We start from the raw sequence: 16,107 nt of genomic DNA on the forward strand, positions 1-16,107 counted from the left end.
GCACGGTCACGGGAGGATCTCCTGGATCGAGGTGCGGCAGGGTCGCACGGGCAAGGTGCGGGGGAACCGTCTGAGGTGGGGTGTGGTCGGATCGGCTTGGCCAAGTTGGTCAGCCAACTTCGTCCGACGGGTGCAAGTACGCCGGACCTTGGTGACGCGGAGGTTAACGGGCGGCCCAGAACAGGGGTCGGCTGCGGGAACGGTCGAGTCCGGATGGTGGAAACCGGCCCATGTGGTGCGCGAACCGTTCGCGGGGAGCCGCTATGGTCGGAGCGTCCTCGGCTCCAATCCGCGCGCAGGACACCCGACGTGGGAGGGACCGGTGGGAACCACCTTGACGGAGAACGACGCCCCCGGGGCGGGCGGCGCCACGCCCGCCGGTGCCACGGCGGACGGCGGTGCGCTGTACCGGCGGGTCGCCGCCGACCTGCGCGAGGCGATCACGACTGGCGCGTACGGCGAGGCCGGCCGGCTGCCCGCCGAGGGCGCGCTGGCCGAGCGCTACGGCGTGTCACGCGGCACCGTGCGGCAGGCGCTGGCCGTGCTGCGCGCGGACGGCCTGGTCACCTCGCGCCGCGGCACCCGCCGGGTGGTGCTGGGCAACGCCCGGGTGCAGAGCTTCTCCGAGCTGCTGAGCTTCACCCACTGGGCGCGCTCGATGGGCGAGGAGCCGGGCGGCCGACTGGAGTCGCTGGTCCGCCGCCCGGCCGACGCCGCCGAGTGCGAGCAGCTGCGGCTGGAGCCGGGCGCCGAGGTGTACGTGACGCTCCGGCTGCGCACCCTGTCGGGCACCCCGGTGATGGTCGAGCGGACCGTCTACCCGTTCCACGTCGGCGCGCTGGTGGCCCAGTTGCCGCCGGACGTGGTCTCGCACACCGAGCAGCTGCGGGAGCACGGCATCCTGTTCACCGACGCCGACCACACCATCGACGTGGTGAGCGCCAACGCCGAGGACGCCAAGCTGCTGGGCTGCCGGCGCGGTGCGCCGCTGCTGCGTGAGCGGCGGCGCACCACCGACCCGACCGGCCGCCCGGTGGAGTGGTCGCAGGACCGTTACCTCCCCGGCACGGTGGCCTTCAGCGTGCACAACTCGCTCGCCACCTCGGCGCTTTCGCGGCACGCGCGGGAAGAGGACTGACGGCCGTCGGGTTCACCGGGCCAGCAGTCGGGCCAGCAGCGGCCGGAAGTGGGCGAAGTCCGGGGTGCGGGCGTCGGCCGCCTTGGCCTGCTCGTCCCACCGCCGGACCGCCACCGCCTCGGTGGAACCCGGCAGTTGGGCGAAGTCGGCGGCCTGCTCGGCGGTCATCGGGCCGCCCTGCACCTGGAGGGTGTACTCGGAGGCCTCCGACAGGCTCTCCCGGTAGCCGGGTTCCACCGCGCAGAGGTAGCGCTTGGCGGCGACGTGTTGCCGGATCGGCTCGGTGACCTCCGGCCCGAACCACTGGGCCAGCCAGTCCGCACCGGTGTGGCTGTGCCGGTTGTCCGTTCCGGTCATCAACTCCCGTCCGGTGACCGCACCGTGGAAGTGGCCGACGTCGTGCAGCAGCGCGGCCGCGACCAACTCGTCCGGGGCGCCGGCCCGTTCGGCCAGCACGCCGGCCTGCAGCATGTGCTCGGCCATGCTGACCGCCTCGCCCAGGTACTCGCCGGCGCCCTCGCCCTCGAAGAGGTCCTGCAGGGTGTCCAGCACGGCGACCCGGCGCTCCAGCACGGCGAGCGTGGAGGCCAGCGAGTCCAGGTCGGCGTAGCAGCCCTGGAGATGGCGGCGGCCTCCCCCAGCCCCCCCGGGGGGCTGGGAGGTGCCCCCAGGCTCGAAGGCGGTCCGGGCGTGCAGCAGGCGGGTGTTGTCGAAGACCAGGCAGTCGCCCGGGTCGAGCCGGAACTCCAGCTGGAGCTCCGGGCGCAGGGTGAGGGCGGCGAACCGCCGGTAGGCGGCGTAGAAGGCGTCGAGTTCGGCGGCGGGCAGCCGCAGGGTCCCGATCGAGCGGTTGTTGAACCGCACCTCGCGGATCCGGCCGAGCGGGTCGACGTCGATCAGCGGCCGGTCGGCGCGCAGCTCGGCGCCGCGGTCGCGGAACCCGAACGGCACCGGGGTCCGGGTGAGGGTGGCGAAGGCGTCCGGTGCCTCGGTGCGCAGCAGGTCCGCCGCGCGGAAGCCGTCCACCAGGCCGGAGTCGCCGCCGACCGCCGCGTTCTCCAGGCAGTGCAGCAGCTGCAGGGTGGGCACCGGGTCGCGGTACGGGTTGTCGGTGTGCGGGGCGATCGCGACGCTGGTGAAGGCCAGGTTGTTGGGGTCGGGTTCGACCCGGACGTCGAAGAGCTCGCCGTAGTTGGTCCGCCGGACGTAGCCGAAGGTCTCCGCGACCCGCAGCACCTGGCGCTCCTCGGTGGGCACCGTGCGCAGCACCGCGAAGCCGAACCGGCGCACCGCGCGCAGCACGGCGGCCCGCTCGGCCGGGTCGGCGAGGTAGTCGGCCCAGTCGGCCTCCGGGATCCCGGAGGCGAAGTCGGCCGCGGCCCAGAGCCGCTTGTCCGCCTCGGTGCGGTGGTCGCCCTCGGCCGGGGCGGTCAGCCAGGCCAGCGGGTAGCGGGAGCGGTGGCCGTCGTTCCAGAGCACCTCCAGGTGCTCCTCCCGCTCGGTGCTCGCGCTGATCGCGAGTCCCTCGGGCAGGTCGGTGATCTGGAACAGCTTCTGGCCGTTGCGCGGGTCGCGGCAGTCCGGGCAGGGGCAGTTGTCGCGCAGCCAGTACGGGGACAGCTCCATGTGATCGCCCTTCTGAGTAGATCTGGAGGGAGAGTTGTATAGCCAACTTTGCTCACCAGGGACCCTGCCGAAGCCCGGTGACCAGCGCCCGACCCGCAGCTGGCGGGCGAGCGAACAGCGGACCACGGACCGGCGCCGGACGGGGTGCCGCGCGTCGGTACAGTTTCTGGCATGAGCGATGGCGCGGTGCTGCACATCACGGGTCGGGTGCTGGTCGGACCCGAGGACGTCCGGGACGAACTCTGGGTGGTCGACGGCCGGGTGACCTTCGAGCGGCCCGCCGGCGCGCGGGACGTGCGGACCGTCGCCGGCTGGGTGCTGCCCGGCCTGGTCGACGCGCACTGCCACGTCGGCCTGGACGCGCACGGCGCGGTGGACCCGGTCACCAGCGAGAAGCAGGCGGTCACCGACCGCGACGCCGGCACCCTGCTGATCCGGGACGCCGGCTCGCCCGCCGACACCCGCTGGATCGACGAGCGCGAGGACCTGCCGCGGATCATCCGGGCCGGCCGGCACATCGCCCGCACCCGCCGCTACATCCGCAACTACGCGCACGAGATCGAGCCGGGCGCGCTGACCCGGTACGTGGTCCAGGAGGCCCGGCGCGGTGACGGCTGGGTCAAGCTGGTCGGTGACTGGATCGACCGCGACCTCGGTGACCTGGCCTCCTGCTGGCCCGCCGACGCGCTGCGCGAGGCGATCGCCGCCGCGCACGCCGAGGGGGCCCGGGTCACCGCGCACTGCTTCGCCACCACCTCGCTGCCCGACCTGCTGGCCGCCGGGATCGACTGCGTCGAGCACGCCACCGGCCTCACCGAGGAGCTGATCCCGACCTTCGCCGAGCGCGGGGTGGCGATCGTGCCGACCCTGGTCAACATCGCCACCTTCCCGAAGTTGGCCGACGGCGGCGAGGCCAAGTTCCCGACCTGGTCGGCCCACATGCGCCGGCTGCACGAGCGCCGCTACGACACCGTGGGCGCCGCGCACGACGCCGGCGTGCCGATCTTCGTCGGCACCGACGCCGGCGGCTCGCTCCCGCACGGGCTGGTCGCCGAGGAGGTGGCCGAGCTGGTCAAGGCCGGCCTGTCGCCCAACGAGGCGCTGTCGGCGGCGAGTTGGGGGGCGCGGAGGTGGCTCGGTCGGGACGGGCTGACCGAGGGCGCCGCGGCCGACCTGGTGGTGTACGCCGAGGACCCGCGGGCCGACGTCCGGGTGCTGGCCGATCCGAAGCTGGTGGTGCTCCGGGGGCAGCCGATCGGGTGAGCCGTGGCCGGTGATCGGGTGGGGCCGATCGGGTGAGCCCGGGCCGCTAGGCTGGGCGGCATGGCACCGCGTCCCCTGCATGAGATCGTCGAACCCGGCTGGGCCAAGGCCCTGGAACCGGTCGCCGGGCGGATCGCCGCCATGGGCGACTTCCTGCGGGCCGAACTGGCCGCCGGCCGGACCTACCTGCCGTCCGGTCCCAACGTGCTGCGGGCCTTCCAGCAACCGTTCGACGAGGTCAGGGTGCTGATCGTCGGTCAGGACCCGTACCCGACACCCGGGCACGCGGTCGGCCTGAGCTTCTCGGTCGCACCCGAGGTGCGGCCGATCCCCGGCAGTCTGATCAACATCTACCGCGAGTACGGCCAGGACCTCGGCTACCCGCCGCCCGGCAACGGCGATCTGACGCCGTGGACCGGGCAGGGCGTGCTGCTGCTCAACCGCGCGCTGACCACCGCCCCCGGCAAGCCCGCCGCGCACCGCGGCAAGGGCTGGGAGGAGGTCACCGAGCAGGCGATCCGGGCGCTGGTGGCGCGTGGTGGGCCGCTGGTGGCGATCCTCTGGGGGCGTGACGCGCGCAACCTGCGCCCGCTGCTCGGCCAGGTGCCGGCGATCGAGTCGGCGCACCCGAGCCCGATGTCCGCGGACCGCGGGTTCTTCGGCTCCCGGCCGTTCAGCCGGGCGAACGACCTGCTGGCGCGTCAGGGCGGCCAGCCGGTGGACTGGCGACTGCCCTGACCGAGGAGACGCCCACGATGGCGGACGAACAGGCACCGATACCCGGCGCCCGCACGGCACCCGCAGCACCCGCAGCACCCGTACCTTCGGCGTCTTCGGCGCCTTCCGCGGCTCCGGTGGCCCCCGTCGGTGCCGCCGCGCCGGCCGTCCACCCGACCCCCGCCCCCGTCCTGGCCGCGGTCGGCTTCGCACTGCTGATGGTCTTCCTCGGCGTGCTGGCCTGGGACGGTGACGGCGGCCTGCCCAACCTCACCCAGGTCGTCTCCGCACTGGTGGCCGCCATGCTCGGCGCGGTGGTCAACCCCGGTCCGCGGCTCTCCCCGTGGGCCTGGACCGCCTGCGGGGTGGCCGCGCTGCTCGCCGCCGCCTCGGCCGGGGTGGCGATCCTCTGCTACCCGCGACACGTCGACGCCGTGCCCGCGTTGACCTCCTCGGTCGCCGCCTTCGCCGGTCTCTTCGTGAACACCAGCGCGGTCACCCACCCGAGCAGCGACTGAGAGTGATTCCGGCCTCTTGTCACTCCAATGAGTGAACAGGAGGCCGGAGTTGCCCATGGGACTGGAGAAGTACGAAGAGAATAAAGGCAGTTGAGAGCGCAGGCCACTTCCCCGGCCCTGCGCCGCGCGCGACAGAGGGTCACGCCCCCGCCCGGTGCGGGGTGCTTCGCGGTGCGCTCTGCCATCAGTTTCTCTGTGGGGGTTTTCCCGTCATGTCATCCGTTCCATCCATGCTCACGTTCCGGCCCTCCGCGCGCACCGCGGTGGCCGTCGCCGCGGCGGCCACCGCGGTGGCGCTCGGGCTGCCGCTGCCGACCGTGGCGCACGCCGACAGCGGCCCCGGCACGACCGGCTCCGCCAGTGCCGTCACGGCCGAACTCACCCTGGACGTGAGCCTGTTGAACAACGCGGTGGACGTCCCGGTGGACGTCGCACTGAACAAGGTGCAGTCGCCGGCGGAGCAGGACGGCTCGATGCTCACCGCGAACGTGGCCGGAGTGGCCCAGCCCGGCCCGGTCAACCTGCTGCACGCGGACGTCGGCAAGTCCCTCACCCACGTCGACTCCCAGGGCGCCGAGGCCTCCGTCCAGCTGGTCAACGCCGAGCTGCACGCGCCCGGCCTGCCGCTCACCACGCTGCTCGGCCTGGACGCGCTCAGCGCCGAGGCCGACTGCCCGGTGAACGGCGCGCCCACCGCGACGGTCACCTCGCCGATCAAGGCGACCGTGCTGGGCCGCCCGATCACGCTCAGCGTGTACGGGCCGACGCACGTCGCCGTCCCGGGCGTCGGCACGGTCGACGTCGAGTTCTCCAAGCGCACCACCACCTCGACCACCGCCGCGGCCTCGGCCCTGCAGGTCAGCGTCGCGATCAACCCGCTCAACCTGAACGTCGCCAAGGTGGCCGGCACCATCACGGTCGCCGGGGTGAGCTGCGCCAAGCCGGGCGCGACGGACTCGTCCCTGCCCACCTCGGGCGGCGGTTCGGGCAGTGGTGGTTCGGGCGGCGGTTCGGGCAGCGGTTCGGGTGGCGGCGGCACGGGTGCGGGCTCGGGTGCGGGTTCGACCGGCACCGGCACGACCGGTGGCGCCGGGGCGAGCGGCCAGCCCGTCGCGGACACCTCGGCTCCCGCCGCCGGAGCCTCCTCCACCGGCCCCGCCGACCCCTCCGCCTCGGCCCACCCGGCCAACACCTCGTCGCTCGCCTTCACCGGCGCCAGCGGCATTGTTCCGCTGGCCGCCGGTGGAGCGGCCCTGCTCGCGGCGGGCGGTGGCGCCCTCTGGTTCACCCGCCGACGCCGCGCGGCGGCCCACCGGCACTGACCACGCGGGGCCCGTCGGCACCGTCCGCCGGGCCCCGGCGCTACCCCGGCACTCTCGGAGCGTGAAGGTGCCACTTCGGACAGTCGGTTCACACGCTGGTTACATAAGAGGAACAACGGGGAAACGGCGGCTTGCGACGCTACGCGGGCACCCACCACCCAAAGTGTTGCGAGGTAACCGCAGTGGCTATCAAGGCCGAGTACATCTGGATCGACGGCACCCAGCCGACCGCCAAGCTCCGCTCCAAGACTCGGATCCTGGCCACCGCTGACACGCTGCCGACCTGGGGCTTCGACGGTTCCTCCACCGGCCAGGCCGAGGGCCACGCCTCGGACCGGGTGCTCGTGCCGGTCGCCTCGTTCCCGGACCCGATCCGCGGCGGCGACAACGTCCTGGTGCTCTGCGAGGTCAACGAGACCGACGGCACCCCGCACGTCTCCAACACCCGCGCCCTGCTGCGCCCGATCGCCGAGAAGTACGCCGCCCAGGAGTCGATCTTCGGCATCGAGCAGGAGTACACCTTCTTCAAGGGCTCCCGCCCGCTCGGCTTCCCCGAGGGCGGCTTCCCGGCCCCGCAGGGCGGCTACTACTGCGGCGTCGGCGCCGAGGAGGTCTTCGGCCGCGAGATCGTCGAGCTGCACCTCGACCGCTGCCTCGCCGCCGGCCTGGCGATCTGCGGCATCAACGCCGAGGTCATGCCCGGCCAGTGGGAGTTCCAGATCGGCCCGGTGGACGCGCTGACCGTCGCCGACCACCTCTGGGTCGCCCGCTACCTGCTCTACCGCACCGCCGAGGAGTTCGGCATCGACGCGACCCTGGACGCCAAGCCGGTCCGCGGCGACTGGAACGGCGCCGGCGCGCACACCAACTTCTCCACCAAGGCGATGCGCGAGGGCTACGACGCGATCATCACCGCCTGCGAGGCGCTCGGTGAGAGCCAGGAGAAGGTCCTGGAGCACGTCAAGCAGTACGGCTTCGGCATCGAGTCCCGCCTCACCGGCCTGCACGAGACCGCCCCGTGGAACGTCTACTCCTACGGCGTCTCCGACCGCGGTGCCTCGGTCCGCATCCCGTGGCAGGTCGAGGTGGAGAAGAAGGGCTACATCGAGGACCGTCGCCCGAACGCCAACGTCGACCCCTACGTGGTGACCCGCCTGCTGGTCAACACCTGCTGCTCCGCCCTGGAGAAGGCCGGCCAGGTCTGACCTCCCGACCGACCCCAGCGCTGCCCGCCACCCCCGCCAGGGGGCGGCGGGCAGCGCCGCGTCGCGCGCCCCTCCGCCGCTCGCCCGGGCCCGGTCCGGGGTAGCGTTCGCCCACGAGCGTCCGGCCTGCCATCGATCCCTCCACGGAGGCCACGAGTGACGTCACCGAACCCCAGCCGCTATCGGCACGTCGAGGATCCCGAGCTGGCTCTCAAGTACGCCATCGAACGCATCGCGGGTGATCGCGTCGAGATCATCGAAGGGGTGATCACGCGCGTCTCGCGCACCTGGGCCGATGAGAACGCCATCGATCTGATCCGCGAGCGGATCGGCCCCCGGATGCGTGAGCTCGGCTGCCGCTCCGGGTCGGGCAACCTCGATCTGCCCGGCAGCGAGAACTACTACCTCCCCGACCTCGCGGTCGTCCCCGCGGAGCTCGCGGCGAAGACCGAGGGTCCACTGCTGCCGGACCAGACCCTGCTGGTCGTGGAGGTCACCTCACCGTCGAACGGTGACACCGACCGCACGGTCAAGCGGCGCCGGTACGGGCAGTACGGCGCGCCGCTCTACCTCCTGGTGGACCGCCAGGAGCGCACCACCACCCTGTTCTCCGGACCGGGCCCGCTCGGTTACACCGACGACCACGGCGGCCCGCAGCCGTTCGGTGCGACCCTGCGGCTGCCCGAGCCGTGGCACCTCGGCCTGGACACCGCCGGCTTCTGAGCCCGCCGCCGGCCCCCGCCCGGCGGCGCCCCGCAGGGGCCCGTGTGTCGGACATGCGGTCAGCCGCCGAGATGGGCCGGTGTGGGGAGACCGCCGCCGAGTGCGGCCGGGTCGGGCAGCGCGGAGGCGTCGCCGGTCCTGGTGAAGGTGTCCTGCTTGCCGCTGTCCCAGGAGACGACCAGGCTCCCGCCACTCGGGGGAGCGATCTTTCCGGCGGCCCGGTCGGTGTTGCCGTCGGCGCAGTTGAGGGCGAGGGTGGCCGGCGCCTCGTCCTGGCTGATGGTGCCGGTGCAGGCGCGCTTGCCGTTGTCGCTGTAGACGGCGGCCTTGCCCCGGTGGACGAACAGGCCGACGGGGCCGTCGGTGGTCCGGGCGGTGTAGACGCCGTCGAGGGAGTCGCCGTTCGCGGCGCCGGCGGCCGGGGCTCCGGCCGGGGACGGCTGCGAGGAGGTGGCGGTGGGCCCGTCGGTACCCGCCTGGCCGTTGGGCCTGGCGTCGCCACTGCCGCCGTGACCGGAGCAGCCGGATATCAGTACCGCGGAAACCAGTGCCGCGCCGGTGAACTTTGCTGCTCTGTGCACGATTTTCTCCATGGATTCCAGTGGATACTTTGCCCAGAAGCTAGCAGACGGGGAATCAGGTGCCACCGGATTTTCCCCGCTGGAGGGTGACCCGGTGGTGCGCCTACCGACCTTGCGGTGCTGGTGCCGGTGGTATGCGGAGCGTTCGCCGAGGGCGGCCGGCCGGGCTGGCCGCTGGGCGCGCGGTCCCACAGCCGGGCCGCCCGGAAAACCGGTGGCGCCCCGCCTCCCGGATGGGCAGGATGGGCCACATGTTCCAGTACGCCATCGCCGAACTCCCCGCAGTCGCGGGCGCGATGGCTGCTGCCCTGGCAGTCGCAGCCGCTTTCGACGCGGCCGCATTCGACGGCGCGCGAAGCTGACCTTCCCCGGGACGTCCCGGGACCTCGGACGGGGAAGGTCGGCCCGTCACAGAGGTCCCGTCACCAGGCTGACGACTCCAGGAGAAGATCCCGTCATGGCCAAGCAGGCCTTCGTGCGGACCAAGCCGCACCTCAACATCGGCACCATGGGTCACGTCGACCACGGCAAGACCACCCTCACCGCCGCCATCACCAAGGTGCTCGCCGAGCGCGGCGGCGGCGCGTTCGTCCCGTTCGACCGGATCGACCGCGCTCCCGAGGAGGCCGCCCGCGGCATCACCATCAACATCGCCCACGTCGAGTACGAGACGGCGACCCGCCACTACGCCCACGTGGACATGCCCGGCCACGCCGACTTCGTGAAGAACATGATCACCGGTGCCGCCCAGCTGGACGGCGCGATCCTGGTCGTCTCCGCGCAGGACGGGGTGATGCCGCAGACCGCCGAGCACGTGCTGCTGGCGCGTCAGGTCGGCGTCGAGCACGTCGTGGTCGCGCTCAACAAGGCCGACACCGGCGACCCCGAGCTGCTGGAGCTGGTCGAGCTGGAGATCCGCGAGCTGCTGACCACCCACGGCTACGACGGCGCGGACCTGCCCGTGGTCCGGGTGTCCGGGCTGCGGGCGCTGGAGGGCGACCCGCGGTGGTCGGCGGCCCTGCTGGAGCTGCTGGACGCGGTGGACGCGTACGTCCCGACGCCGGTGCGCTACACCGACGCGCCGTTCCTGCTGCCGATCGAGAACGTGCTCACCATCACCGGGCGCGGCACGGTGGTGACCGGCGCGGTCGAGCGCGGGCGGGTGCGGGTGGGCGACCGGGTGGCGGTCCTCGGCTACGGCGCGGACCTGGTCTCCGTCGTCACGGGGGTCGAGACCTTCGGCCGGACGATGGAGTCCGCGGAGGCCGGCGACAACGTCGCGCTGCTGCTGCGCGGTGTGCAGCGCGGGCAGGTCCGCCGCGGACAGGTCGTCGCGGCGGTCGGTGGCACCTCGGTGCACACCCGCTTCACCGCGCGGGTGCACCTGCTGTCGACGGCGGAGGGCGGCCGCCGCACGCCGATCACCAGCGGCTACCGCCCGCAGTTCTACCTGCGGACGGGCGACGTGGTCGGCGACGTCGAGCTGCCCGGGGGCGCCGGGCTGGCGCTGCCGGGCGAGACGGTCGAGCTGACCGTCACCCTCGGCCAGCCCGTCCCGCTGGAGCCCGGCCTCGGCTTCGCCGTCCGCGAGGGTGGCCGAACGGTGGCCGCGGGAACGGTCCGGACCGTCCTCGCCTGAGCACGGCGGTGGGGGGCGCCCCCCCCCGGGGGGGGGGGCCCCCCCCCCGCGGGGGGGGGGGGGGGGGGGGGGGGGGGCGCGGGGCCCCGCCCGGGTGCCCCCGGGCGGGGGGTGCGCGGGCGCGGGGGGGGCCCGGCGGGGGGGGGGGGGGCGGGCCGGCCCCCCCCCCCCCGGCGCCGGGGGGGGGCCCCCCCCCCCCCGGGGGGGGGGCCCCACCCCGGCTCAGGTCCGGTTCCGGACGGCGGGCAGGACCGTCGCCAGCGCCGCGAGGAAGCGGTCGGTCGTCTCCGGGTCACGGACGGCGATCCGCAGCCAGTCTGGGCCCAGGCCGGGGAAGGTGTCGCCCCGGCGGACGGCGAAGCCGCCGTCGCGCAGGCGGGCGCGGACTTCGGTGGCACCCGGGAGTTCGATCAGCACGAACGACGCGGCGGGCTCGCCGTGCACCCGGACCGCCGGCAGGGCGGCCAACCCGCCCAGCAGGTGGGCGCGGTGGGCGGCGGTGGTGCGTGCGGCCCGCTCGGCCTCGGCCAGCGCGGCGGGGGTGCTGCAGAGTTCGGCGGCGGTCAGGGCGGGGGTGGAGACCGGCCAGAGCGGCTGGGCACGGGCGAGGCCGGCGATCAGGTCGGCCGGCCCGAGGACGTAGCCGATGCGCAGTCCGGCCAGCCCCCAGGTCTTCGTCAGGCTGCGCAACACCACGACGTGGCCCGGGAGTTCACGCATCCCGGCGAGCGACTCCGGTTCGCCCGGCACGGTGTCCATGAAGGCCTCGTCGACCACCAGGGTGCGGCCGGGCCGGGCCAGCGCGGCCAGCGAGCCGACCGGGTGCAGGACGGAGGTCGGGTTGGTGGGGTTGCCGATCACCACCAGGTCGGCCTCCTCGGGGACCGCGCCCGGGCGCAGCCGGAAGCCGTCGGCGGGGGAGAGCAGCACCCGCCGTACTTCGACCCCGGCGTCCCGCAGTGCCGCCTCGGGCTCGGTGAACTGCGGGTGCACGACCACCGCGTGGCGCGGGCGCAGGGTGCGGGCGAGCAGCACGAAGGCCTCGGCCGCACCGGAGGTGAGCAGCACCTCGGTCACCGGACGGCCGTGCCGGGCGGCCACCGCGGCCCGGGCGGCGCCCTGCTCGGGGTAGGCGGCGAGGTCGGCGAGCGAGGCGGCGAGCCGTTCGCGCAACCAGCCGGGCGGGGTGCCGGTGCGGACGTTCACCGCGAGGTCGACCAGGCCGGGGGTGCGGACCTCGGCGTCTCCGTGGTGCCGCAGATCGGGCTCCACGGCGGCGCCCAGTGCGACCGTGGCCCGGGCCGACTTCCGCTTGGGCAGCACCAGCCGCCGCCCGCCGAGCAGCGCCGCCGCCTCCGCGACGCTCGCCGTCCCGGTGGCCGCCAGCACCGCCGTCGACGGGTGCGGCACCGCGACCTCGGCCAGCGCCGCCGCCGGGTGCCCGACCAGCGGTACCGCCAGGCTGCGCGCCGCGGCCACCAGGCCGGGCTCGTCGAGCCGGGCCTCGACGGTGGCCAGCTGGGCGATGGCGGAGAGCGGCAGGCGAGCCTCCTCCAGCGCGGCGCTGATCAGCGCGAGGAGTTCGTCGGCGCCGACACCGCCGCTCGCTCCCACCCCCACCACGACCCGCACGTCGCTCCCGGCGCTGACCATGTGGTTTCTCCCTCCGCGCCCGGGAATCCCACCATGCCCGTCCGGGGGAGTCAATCGGCTCCGAGGCCGGGCCGCGGGCCCGTCCTCGGAGCCGGCCGACGCTCGTGCGACTACTCCTGCGACCAGCGCTGGTTGGCACCGCCGTTGCAGCCGTAGACCTCCACCTGCGTGCCGTTCACGTTCCCCGACGGCAGGTTGCCGCCGGTGACGTCCAGACAGACCCCGTACTGGCTCGGCGTGGTGACCGTCCCGTCGGGGTTGAGCGTCCACTTCTGGCCGGCGCTGCCGTCGCACGGTTCCAGCTCCGCCTTCGTCCCCCAGGCGAAGCTGCCGCCCGCCGCGCCGAGGCACTCGGTGCCCTGGTAGGCGCGCAGGTCGCCGGCCGAGGTGGCGGACCAGGCCTGGTTGGCACCGCCGTCGCAGTCCCAGATCTCCAGCTTGGTGCCGGGCGCGGTCTGGTTGTCGTAGGCGTCCAGGCAGCGCCCGGAGGACTGCGAGACCAGCGCGTGCGACGGGGCGACGGTCAGCGGCGCCGCCGAGACCCGGTACATCACCGAGCCGCCGGCCGGCACCTGGGCGCTGATCGTGCCGTCGGAGCTGGTGGAGACGGTGTGCGCCCAGAGGTCGCTGAGCTGGTAGCCGGCCGCGTCGGCGGGCAGGCCGACGGCGGAGGCGGTGGTGGAGACGGTGGCCGGCGCGCTGTTCTCGTTGAAGAGCACCACCGCGACGTCGCCGTTGGCCAGTGGCCGGCGCAGCACGTCCAGCCCGCCGTTGTCGGACACCTCGGTGCCCTGGACGCCCAGCGCGTCCTGGTCGACCGCGATCACGTCCTTGTCCAGGTAGAGGCCGAGGAACTGCGAGGAGATCGGGTCGCCGGGGTCGGCGGCGGTGGCGGCGGAGCGCAGGTCGGCACCGGAGATCAGCGGCGCGGCCAGCACCGAGGCCAGCGACAGCTCGGACTTCGACTGGTCGTACGTCAGCGACTCGCCGGGGTTCGGGTTCGACTCGTTGCCGGTGGCGAGCATGTCGATGTCGTTCCAGCCACCGGGGCCGGCGTACTGGGCCTTGTCCAGGTCGTCGTGGACCAGCCGGAGCAGGCCGGCGAAGGAGTTGTCCCGGTCGCCGTCGATCCGCCACATGTTGGCGACGCTCCTGCCCCACACCCACGGGGTCTCGCCCTGCGCCTGCGGTTGCAGCGAGAGGCTGAGCACGACCGGGCGCCCGGTGGCGGCGAGCGCGTCGCGCATCCAGCCGTCCCGGGTCTCCAGCGGCAGCTTCTCGTCACCGACCCGCTGGGACGGGTCGCTGGCCAGGCAGTTGTCGTACTTGAGGAAGTCCACGCCCCAGGAGGCGAAGGTCCGGGCGTCCTGCTGCTCGTGGTCCAGGCTGCCCGGGAACCCCTGGCAGGTGTGCAGGGTGGGGCTCTCGTAGAGGCCGAACTCGAGGCCCTTGCTGTGCACGTACGCGGCGGTGGCGGCCATGCCGTCGGGGAACTTCTGCGGGTCGGGGACGAGGTTGCCGTTGGCGTCGCGACTGCGGGACATCCAGCAGTCGTCGACCGTGACGTACCGGTAGCCGGCGTCGCGCAGGCCGGAGGAGGCCATGAAGTCGGCGGTCTCCTTGACCAGGGCCTCGGTGCCGTTGCAGCCGAAGCTGTTCCAGTCGTCCCAGCCCATCGGTGGGGTGAGGGCGAGGCCGTTGTCCAGGGCGTGCGCGGCGGGGGCGTCCAGGACGGTGACGGCGCCGAGCCCGGGGAGGGCGAGCGCCAGGGCGAGCAGGGCGCGGGTGGCCCGGGAGCCCGAACGGCGTAGCGGGAGCATGTTTACTCCTGAGGGTGGGGGGCCGGGCGGGCCAGAAAAACCATCAGGTCCGCCCAGAATCAAACAAGATGCGCCACAAGTTAGCCGTGTCACATTGCACTGACAAGGGGTCGCGCACCAACGGCTTCCCGGAGGGCGGCGTCCCGCCGGGAAAAGCCTGCTGGCGCCCTGTCAGGCGTCCTGCTCGCCGGGTGGGCCGCGCTGGGTGGGCCGCTCGGCAGGCCGGTCAGCGGCAGCCCCAGCAGGCTGGCCAGTTCGCGGCCTGCTCGGCCGGGCCCAGGGTGGCGTCCGGCAACCGCTGCTCGTGCCGCAGCAGGTCGTCGACCGCCGCCAACATCGCCGACGCGCTCGACGAGCGTGCCGGTACGCCGGCGGACATCACGGGGACGGCGCACTGTCTCGCCTCCCCGGCCGCCGGCCACCTGACCGGGCCGATCCCGCACGTCAACGGCGGTACGCCAGCCGGCCGTCGAGGTGGAGCGGCGACGGGGTGGCCGGGTCCGGGTGGTCCGCTCAGGCCGTCTCCCGGCCCCCGCCCGGGCCCGCGGCGGCCCGGGCGACCAGGCGTTCGGCCAGTTGCGGGGCGCCCGCCCAGTGCAGGTGCAGGTAGGAGGCGTGCACGGCCGGGGTGGTGAAGCCCTCGGTGTGCGGGGCGCCGGCGGGGGTGCGCCAGCCCCAGGCGGGGAGCGGGCCGGCGGTCGGGGTGCAGGTGGTGCGGTGGAACTCGTGGCCGCGCACCCGGGTGCCGGCCGCCGCCAGCGGGCTGTCGTGCAGGGCGACCGCCTCGCGGTAGCCGAGGGTGAGCCGCTCGGTCATCCGGGCCTCGGCCGGCAGTACGCCGCACATCGGGCGGCCGTCCAACTCCCGTGCCAGGTAGAGCAGTCCGGCGCACTCGGCGGCGATCGGCGCACCCGAGGCAGCCAACGAGGCCACTGCCGAGCGCAGTTCGGCGTTGGCGCTGAGTTCGGCGGCGTAGACCTCGGGAAATCCCCCGCCGATGACCAGGGCCGCCGTCGAGCCGGGCAGTGCGGTGTCCCGCAGTGGGTCGAAGGGAACCACCTCCGCCCCGGCCGCCGCCAGCAGTTCGGCGTTCTCCGCGTACGAGAAGGAGAACGCCGCCCCCGCGGCCAGCGCGATCCGCGGTCGGGGGCCGGCCACCGGGGTGACCTCGGACGCCGGCTCCCAGGCCCCCTCGGCGAGGTCCGGCGCCGACCGGGCCAGCGCCAGCACGGCGTCCAGGTCGACCGAGGCGGCGATGAGTTCGCCCATGTCGCGAACGGCCCGCAGGGCCTCCGCCGAGCGCTCGACCACTGGCACCAGCCCCAGGTGCCGCGCGGGCGTGGCGACCGCCGCCGTGCGCCGCACCGCACCCAGCACCGGCACGCCCGAGCCCTCCTCCAGTGCCTCGCGCAGCAGTTGCTCGTGCCGGTCGGAGGCCACCCGGTTGAGGATCACCCCGGCGAGGCGCACCTCGGGATCCCAGGAGGCGAACCCGTGCACCAGGGCGGCCACCGAGCGGGACTGCGAGGAGCCGTCCACCACCAGCACCACCGGTGCCCGCAGCAGCTTCGCGACGTGCGCGGTGGACGCCAACTCCCCCTTCCCGGAGGCGCCGTCGAACATCCCCATGACGCCCTCGACCACCGCCACGTCCGCCCCCGCCGCGCCGTGCGCGAAGAGCGGGCCGATCCGTTCCGGCCCGCACAGGAAGGCGTCCAGGTTGCGCCCGGGGCGCCCGGTGGCCAGGCCGTGGTAGCCCGGGTCGATGTAGTCCGGGCCGACCTTGTGCGGCGAGACGGTCAGGCCGCGGGCGGACAGCGCCGCCATCAGCCCGGTGGCCACGGTGGTCTTGCCCGCGCCCGAGGAGGGCGCGGCGATGACGAGACGGGGGATGCGCATCGG

14 protein-coding genes are annotated in these 16,107 nt (G+C 74.2%); 8 read left to right on the forward strand and 6 right to left on the reverse strand.

The window, feature by feature from the left end:
* Positions 1–403 precede the first annotated feature (403 nt).
* Positions 404–1,138: a GntR family transcriptional regulator gene (locus tag ACIGXM_RS13680; protein WP_396560707.1), complete on the forward strand. Its 735-nt coding sequence runs from the start codon at positions 404–406 to the stop codon at positions 1,136–1,138.
* A gap of 12 nt (positions 1,139–1,150) precedes the next feature.
* Here the strand turns inward: ACIGXM_RS13680 and ACIGXM_RS13685 are convergent, their stop codons facing one another.
* Positions 1,151–2,764, reverse strand: a complete 1,614-nt coding sequence (locus ACIGXM_RS13685; protein WP_396560258.1) for a phosphonate degradation HD-domain oxygenase — start codon at positions 2,762–2,764, stop codon at positions 1,151–1,153.
* 171 nt (positions 2,765–2,935) lie between these two features.
* Here ACIGXM_RS13685 and ACIGXM_RS13690 point away from each other — a divergent pair, with 171 nt between their 5' ends.
* The 6 genes from ACIGXM_RS13690 (at position 2,936) to ACIGXM_RS13715 (ending at position 8,512) form a co-directional block, all read left to right on the forward strand.
* On the forward strand, positions 2,936–4,027 hold the full coding sequence (locus tag ACIGXM_RS13690; RefSeq protein WP_396560260.1) for an amidohydrolase family protein: 1,092 nt from the start codon (positions 2,936–2,938) through the stop codon (positions 4,025–4,027).
* Between the two features lie 60 nt (positions 4,028–4,087).
* Positions 4,088–4,765, forward strand: a complete 678-nt coding sequence (locus ACIGXM_RS13695; RefSeq protein ID WP_396560262.1) for a uracil-DNA glycosylase — start codon at positions 4,088–4,090, stop codon at positions 4,763–4,765.
* 116 nt (positions 4,766–4,881) lie between these two features.
* Positions 4,882–5,262 (forward strand): hypothetical protein, encoded by a 381-nt coding sequence (locus tag ACIGXM_RS13700; RefSeq protein ID WP_396560264.1) that lies wholly within the window; start codon positions 4,882–4,884, stop codon positions 5,260–5,262.
* Between the two features lie 230 nt (positions 5,263–5,492).
* Positions 5,493–6,584, forward strand: coding sequence for a hypothetical protein (locus ACIGXM_RS13705; protein ID WP_396560266.1), 1,092 nt, complete (start codon positions 5,493–5,495; stop codon positions 6,582–6,584).
* A 182-nt stretch (positions 6,585–6,766) separates the two neighbouring features.
* Entirely contained in the window at positions 6,767–7,789 is a 1,023-nt protein-coding gene (glnII, locus tag ACIGXM_RS13710) for a glutamine synthetase (protein ID WP_396560268.1), read from the forward strand.
* 156 nt (positions 7,790–7,945) lie between these two features.
* Entirely contained in the window at positions 7,946–8,512 is a 567-nt protein-coding gene (locus tag ACIGXM_RS13715; protein ID WP_396560270.1) for a Uma2 family endonuclease, read from the forward strand.
* A gap of 59 nt (positions 8,513–8,571) precedes the next feature.
* On the opposite strand, the gene ACIGXM_RS13720 is transcribed toward ACIGXM_RS13715, so the two are convergent.
* Entirely contained in the window at positions 8,572–9,093 is a 522-nt protein-coding gene (locus tag ACIGXM_RS13720) for a hypothetical protein (protein WP_396560272.1), read from the reverse strand.
* Positions 9,094–9,550: 457 nt separating this feature from the next.
* Here ACIGXM_RS13720 and tuf point away from each other — a divergent pair, with 457 nt between their 5' ends.
* Positions 9,551–10,732, forward strand: coding sequence for an elongation factor Tu (tuf, locus tag ACIGXM_RS13725; protein WP_396560274.1), 1,182 nt, complete (start codon positions 9,551–9,553; stop codon positions 10,730–10,732).
* A gap of 222 nt (positions 10,733–10,954) precedes the next feature.
* Here tuf and cobC read toward each other — a convergent pair whose 3' ends face one another.
* From cobC to ACIGXM_RS13745, 4 genes are all read right to left on the reverse strand, one after another.
* On the reverse strand, positions 10,955–12,385 hold the full coding sequence (gene cobC, locus ACIGXM_RS13730) for an Rv2231c family pyridoxal phosphate-dependent protein CobC (protein ID WP_396560276.1): 1,431 nt from the start codon (positions 12,383–12,385) through the stop codon (positions 10,955–10,957).
* 110 nt (positions 12,386–12,495) lie between these two features.
* On the reverse strand, positions 12,496–14,205 hold the full coding sequence (locus tag ACIGXM_RS13735) for a glycoside hydrolase family 27 protein (RefSeq protein WP_396560278.1): 1,710 nt from the start codon (positions 14,203–14,205) through the stop codon (positions 12,496–12,498).
* Positions 14,206–14,431: 226 nt separating this feature from the next.
* Entirely contained in the window at positions 14,432–14,584 is a 153-nt protein-coding gene (locus tag ACIGXM_RS13740; protein ID WP_396560280.1) for a hypothetical protein, read from the reverse strand.
* A 134-nt stretch (positions 14,585–14,718) separates the two neighbouring features.
* Positions 14,719–16,104: a cobyrinate a,c-diamide synthase gene (locus tag ACIGXM_RS13745; protein ID WP_396560282.1), complete on the reverse strand. Its 1,386-nt coding sequence runs from the start codon at positions 16,102–16,104 to the stop codon at positions 14,719–14,721.
* Positions 16,105–16,107 lie beyond the last annotated feature (3 nt).

Source organism: Kitasatospora sp. NPDC052896 (genome assembly GCF_044547075.1).
Lineage (GTDB): Bacteria > Actinomycetota > Actinomycetes > Streptomycetales > Streptomycetaceae > Kitasatospora.

Coding starts and splice junctions, on each gene's coding strand:
- ACIGXM_RS13685 (WP_396560258.1), bottom strand. CDS start 2,764: ATGGAGCTGTCCCCGTACTGGCTGCGCGACAACTGCCCCTGCCCGGAC.
- ACIGXM_RS13690 (WP_396560260.1), top strand. CDS start 2,936: ATGAGCGATGGCGCGGTGCTGCACATCACGGGTCGGGTGCTGGTCGGA.
- ACIGXM_RS13695 (WP_396560262.1), top strand. CDS start 4,088: ATGGCACCGCGTCCCCTGCATGAGATCGTCGAACCCGGCTGGGCCAAG.
- ACIGXM_RS13705 (WP_396560266.1), top strand. CDS start 5,493: ATGCTCACGTTCCGGCCCTCCGCGCGCACCGCGGTGGCCGTCGCCGCG.
- tuf (WP_396560274.1), top strand. CDS start 9,551: ATGGCCAAGCAGGCCTTCGTGCGGACCAAGCCGCACCTCAACATCGGC.
- cobC (WP_396560276.1), bottom strand. CDS start 12,385: ATGGTCAGCGCCGGGAGCGACGTGCGGGTCGTGGTGGGGGTGGGAGCG.
- ACIGXM_RS13735 (WP_396560278.1), bottom strand. CDS start 14,205: ATGCTCCCGCTACGCCGTTCGGGCTCCCGGGCCACCCGCGCCCTGCTC.
- ACIGXM_RS13740 (WP_396560280.1), bottom strand. CDS start 14,584: ATGTCCGCCGGCGTACCGGCACGCTCGTCGAGCGCGTCGGCGATGTTG.
- ACIGXM_RS13745 (WP_396560282.1), bottom strand. CDS start 16,104: ATGCGCATCCCCCGTCTCGTCATCGCCGCGCCCTCCTCGGGCGCGGGC.